Origin of the sequence: Pseudogracilibacillus amylolyticus (SeqCode), assembly GCF_051918545.1 — a bacterium.
Taxonomy (GTDB): domain Bacteria; phylum Bacillota; class Bacilli; order Bacillales; family Amphibacillaceae; genus Pseudogracilibacillus.
The window spans coordinates 1-3,803 of record NZ_JBPPZG010000290.1 but is presented as its reverse complement, the minus strand read 5'-3'; the positions used below and the strand labels follow the sequence as shown (position 1 = coordinate 3,803).

General features: G+C 34.4%; 3 protein-coding genes. 2 read left to right on the top strand and 1 reads right to left on the bottom strand.

Annotation, left to right across the window (positions count from 1 at the left end; all coding sequences use genetic code 11):
- Positions 1 to 365 precede the first annotated feature (365 nt).
- Entirely contained in the window at positions 366 to 1,832 is a 1,467-nt protein-coding gene (locus ACPYKA_RS19650) for a methyl-accepting chemotaxis protein (RefSeq protein WP_479543888.1), read from the bottom strand.
- A 204-nt stretch (positions 1,833 to 2,036) separates the two neighbouring features.
- Between ACPYKA_RS19650 and ACPYKA_RS19645 the strand changes: the two genes are divergently transcribed.
- Both ACPYKA_RS19645 and ACPYKA_RS19640 read left to right on the top strand, forming a co-directional pair.
- Complete coding sequence (locus tag ACPYKA_RS19645; protein WP_479543887.1) at positions 2,037 to 3,005, top strand: N-acetylglucosamine kinase; 969 nt, start codon at positions 2,037 to 2,039, stop codon at positions 3,003 to 3,005.
- Between the two features lie 15 nt (positions 3,006 to 3,020).
- Positions 3,021 to 3,803, top strand: a 783-nt coding sequence (locus ACPYKA_RS19640) for a MurR/RpiR family transcriptional regulator (RefSeq protein ID WP_479543886.1), incomplete at its 3' end; no start/stop codon positions are given.

Genomic DNA, 3,803 nt, shown 5'->3' with positions numbered 1-3,803 from the left:
AGGATAAAGTGCATAGAGAAGGAATAAAGCGGAAGCAAGTAAGAACCTGAATAACATTAAATGACCTGGGGAAAAACCTCCTTGTAAACTGGCCCGGATAGCCGCAAAACCGGATGCCCAGCCGATTACTGTTACCATGGCGATAAGAAAAACATTTTTGTTCATATGTAACCCCCTCATAAAGTAGTCCTGTCACGAAAATAACATATATTTAGTGAATATTACAAGAATTAACTTTGCTTTCTGATTAAGAGAAGAGCAATCGGTCAAATGATTGAAAAAGGAAAGACCATTAATCAAACGTTTGATTAATGGTGAATTTTTATCCGGATCAAAGTTCCCAGTTTAAAAATGGCTCCAATTTATTATAAACTCATTGCTATTTTCTCGGTGTTTTTCATAGCCTCGCCAATCTGATGACTCTCTTTGTTTAGACTATCAATTGTGGCACTCATTTCTTCCAAGCTTGCTGAAGCTTCTTCAATAATAGCTGATAAATCTGTTGTAGATATTCTAATATGAGAAGCGTTATCTTCTACATCATTTGCTAAATCTTCAAAACTTGTAAATTGGTGATTTAATTTTTCTATATCTTGTGTGATTTGGTTAAAGGCATCATTCACTTGCTTCGTATCATCCATATGACTAGTTACATTTTCCAAATTAAAATTCATTTGCTTTAGTGCAGCATTATTTGTTTCATTCAATTCATTAATGTTAATCGTTATTTTATCAACAAATTCATTCGTTTGTTCGGCTAGAATTCGAATTTCATTTGCGACAACTGCAAAACCTTTTCCGGCATCACCTGCTCGTGCCGCTTCAATGGAAGCATTTAAGGCAAGCAGATTTGTCTGATCACTTACAGCGACAATGTCTTTTAAAAATTTACTTGTCTCCTTAATATTACCTGTTAACGATTGGAATGTAGCACTTAACTCTTGTATATGTTTGAATATATTGCCCATATTAGTCGATAACTCGTGAGATAAGACGTTTCCCTTCGTTGCAATCCCTTTTGAATTTTCAAATTCTTTTTTAAGTCGTTGAAGTTCAGTCAGCATGACATTTATTTGTTCAGACGTACTGTGGGCATTTTCTGAAATTGTTACAATTTGGTCACTTTGCTCTGTACTTCCACTAGCGATTTCGGAAATGACATCAGATAGTTCATTTTGTGCTTTTACATTGTTTTGGAGGCGATTATTCACATTTGTAATGTGAGTGATCATCGTGTTAACATTAGCCTCAAGTAAAGCATGTTGCCTTTTCTTTTCAGCAGCATCTTTTTCGCTATTTTTTAGTAAAGTTTCGATTTGACTAAACTGTTCTTTATTAAGCCGGATAACAATCAACGAAACGATGCCACTTAATAGATAGGCTACTAAAAATGATAGGAAATTACTTTGTATCACTGCCGCTTGTGAAGCTTCAGGAAACTGATAGGTAATCGATAATCCAATGATTCCAACTATATAACTTAGAATGAAAACTGGGGTAATAAAATGAGCGGTAGAAATAAAAAGTAAAAAAAAGAAAATACCTAGCGTATGGAGCCCACCGCCATAGACGGCAATATAACCGATCATTGCTGTATAGCCAATAAAAATCATGAAATATGGGAACCAGTCAATTTTTTTAAGTATGTGTATAATAAAAAAGTAATTCGCAATATAAATAATAAGTGCAGTTCCATAAAATAGACTCTTATCAAATTCTTTATTTATAATCGTTACTAGCAGTGCTCCGAATATAGCTATAGAAAATGCAATTAACATGATAAAGTTCTTACGACGAATGTCTTGCTCTCTTAAAGTTACAGTTTTTAACAAAATAATTAACCCCCTTAAAAAGTCCTTGTTTTCAGACAATTATACCATCTTAAAAATCAAATACAATAAAAGAATGAACAATCATTCACTTTTTTAGTGAAAACTCACTAGTTCAAAAGTCATAAAGGGGAAATGAATCAATGAGCTAGCATTTTTCATAATTTTTAGTATATAATTCAACATATCGCGAAACGAAGGATGATAATGATGGAATATGTCATTGGTTTAGATGGAGGCGGGACGAAAACAGTAGCTGTTATTGCTGATCAAACAGGAAAAATAATTACTGAAGCGACCGGGGGAACAACAAACCCCAACACACTTAACCAAAAAGAGTTAACAACAAATATTAAAAGAATATTTGACCTGTTAAAAGAACAAGCGCCGGAAGCCTATCGTCAAGTAACATATATTTATGCAGGGATGTCTGGAGTTGGTACTTCAAAGCAAAAGCTGATAGTTTCCTCCATTTTTAAAGAAATATTAAAAATATCTGTACCTTTTGAAATTGTATCAGATACAATGAATGCATTATTTTCTGGGACATATGGTAAACCCGGAATTGTTCAAATCGCAGGTACGGGTTCGATCACGTACGGAATAAATGCTAAAGGTTTTGAATTACGACTAGGAGGATGGGGGTATCTTTTTGGTGATGAGGGAAGCGGTTATGATTTAGGCAGAAGAGCGATTGTTTCCGTATTAGAATTTGAGGAGAAACGGAATGAAAAAACAGAACTAAAAGATCTACTTTTATCCCATTTTAACGTAAAGAATGGAAGAGAAATGATTGAGAAAATTTATAAATCAAGCGTTCCCAAAAAGGAAATCGCTCCTCTTTCCATATATGTATTTAAGGCTTATAAAAATGAAGATAGAGTTGCGGTTAAAATTGTACATGATGTTGCCGAACAACTAACAGCTAATGTGATGACTGTAAATAAAGAACTATTCAGCCAACAAGAAGTTACACCAGTTATTCTTGCAGGTGGAGTGTTTAGTGAAAAAGAGATTTTACCTTTATTAATAAAAAGGAAGTTGGAAAACAGTAACAATATCTCTGTCTGTTTGCCAGAAGTTCCACCAGTTTACGGATCCGTAATAGGAGCACTTAAAAATAAGGGAATAACGGTAAACGAAGAAGTACTTAAAAATATAAAAACGATAAAATAAGAGAAAGGTGATTATATGTCACATATAAAAGGTGGATTAATTGCATTAAAAGAAGTCGTCAATAGCCTACCTCCTTCCGAGAAAAAAATTGCGGAATATATTTTAGAAAAACCTGAGGAAGCTATTCTTCAAACGGCGATGACACTTGGTGAAAGAAGTCAAACGAGCAGCGCAGCAGTGATGCGGCTCTGTAAATCACTTGGTTTTTCAGGATTTCAAGAACTTAAAATCAGAGTTGCTGGTGATCTTCAAACCAATTCATCTGAATCAGGTTACCGGGATATCGAACCACATGAAAATTATCGTGATATCATTGATAAAGTTACGTCAAATGCAATGCAAACATTAAGAGAAACAACAGATATTTTAAGTGTGTCTGAAATACATAAGGCTGTAAAGGTTTTAAGTGAAGCAAAATCAATTACGCTCGTTGGTTTTGGTGCTTCAACCATTGCTGCAATAGATGCTGAGCAAAAATTCACACGCATTGATAAACATGTTACATTTTACGCTGATCTGCATATGGCGGCAACTGCTATTGCTACCAAAGGAGAGAAGGATGTAGTTATTGGTATTTCTTTTTCAGGTTCAACACAAGAAGTAGTTAAGTTATTAGAACTAGCAAAAAGCAAAAATGTCCAAGTAATAACTATTACAAGATATGGGAGCTCGCCCGTAAATCAGTTAGCAGATATTAAATTGCATACATCTTCTTCCAGGGAAGCTACATTCAGAAGTGCAGCAACCTCATCCCGAATTGCTCAGTTACATATTATCGATATCCTATTTATGTGTCTA

Coding starts and splice junctions, on each gene's coding strand:
- ACPYKA_RS19645 (WP_479543887.1), top strand. CDS start 2,037: ATGATGGAATATGTCATTGGTTTAGATGGAGGCGGGACGAAAACAGTA.